Origin of the sequence: Paenibacillus alkaliterrae, assembly GCF_021532375.1 — a bacterium.
GTDB classification, from domain to species: Bacteria; Bacillota; Bacilli; order Paenibacillales; family Paenibacillaceae; genus Pristimantibacillus; species Pristimantibacillus alkaliterrae.
Genome location: NZ_JAKGAP010000164.1, coordinates 1 through 1447, shown reverse-complemented (window position 1 = coordinate 1447; position 1447 = coordinate 1). Strand labels below are relative to the sequence as shown.

1 protein-coding gene is annotated in these 1447 nt (G+C 46.9%); it reads left to right on the top strand.

The features are described from left to right. The first annotated feature begins 159 nt into the window (after window positions 1-159). The gene (locus L1N85_RS26980) at window positions 160-1410 is read left to right on the top strand and encodes an IS4 family transposase (RefSeq protein ID WP_235242096.1); all 1251 of its coding nucleotides are present in this window, start codon (window positions 160-162) and stop codon (window positions 1408-1410) included. Window positions 1411-1447: the final 37 nt, after the last annotated feature.

The window sequence follows — 1447 nt, the reverse complement described above, 5'->3', positions numbered from 1 at the left end:
CCAATGTCAACAGGTTAAGCAATGGACAACCAAAATCTAACGTCGTAACATAATTGACACAACATATCGAATAGTGCACTTGACAAGTCAAATCGGCCCCGATAATCGAAAAGAATACCTCTTTAATGGTATACCTTTCATTTATTGGGATGATCTGCGATGAACGTAACCGAACTGTTAATCAAACGTACTTCTGAACTCATTTATAGTGTATGCTTCAAGGAGGCGTCTCGTAAGAGACCAACGGATTTCACTCGCGACCGAAAGATGCCTTTTGAGGAAGTGATTCTTTTCATGCTACTCTCATTCAAATGTAGTACACAAAGCGCATTGAGGCGTTTTTTTACCGCGCTCTGTAAGCCCGTATTCATGAAACAACAGTCCTTCTCCGAAGCCAGAGCGAAGATCAAGGTCGAGGCCTTCATCCAATTATTCAACCTTACGGTTGAAGTGATGCGCACGAATTGTCGCAGAACCTGGCATGGCTATCGTCTTCTCGCTGTGGACGGAAGTAAAATTGCATTGCCTGCCGATAAGAACTTGCTCAAGCACTTTGGTGGAACGGGAAGACACGCTTCTTCTCCAACAGCACAGGGTTCCATCGCTTATGATGTCCTGAACGATATTGTAATGGATGCGCTTCTGGCTCCCTTATCGACCGACGAGCGCACCTTGGCCAAGCAACATCTGGACAAGTGCAAAGCGATGGATCCGCGCGAGAAGAAACTGTTCGTGTTTGATCGTGGCTACGCTTCGTTCGAGTTGATCGATTCGCTTGTCCAAAACGGGTTTCAGTTTGTCATGCGAGTCCGAGAGAAATTCAACTTGGCCATTGATGCGCAAACTCGTCCGGATGGTTTCGTATGGCTAGAAAAGAACGGCAAGCGCATACGTGTGCGTGTGATCAAATTCAAGCTCGATAGCGGCGAAACGGAAACGCTCATCACTGGGCTCGACAAACGCATGGGAACCCGGGCGTTCAAACAACTCTATTTTTTGCGCTGGCCCGTGGAAACCAAATACGATCTCGTGAAGAATAAACTCCAGATGGAAAATTTCACTTCACGTACGGTTGAAGGGATCGGGCAAGACTTTTATGCGACGCTTTACCTCGCCAATACGGTTGCGGCTACGGCTTTCGATGCGCAAGCCGAAATCGATGAAACGCGCAAGGACAAAGAGAACCAATATGACTACCAAACGAACAGGAATGAGTTGATCGGTATTCTCAAAGATCGGTTTATTCTCGCTGTGATTCAAGAGGATCAAGGCAAGAGTGCTGCTATGATTCAGTGCATCATTGATGAGGTCGCCCGGTCTGTCGTGCCTAAACGCTTGGGACGCTCGATCCCTAGAAATCCTTCACCCAGAAAATCCAAATTCCATCATAATCGCAAGGTGAATTGTTGACCCTAGGCATCGATAGGCCTTAACCTGTTGACATTGA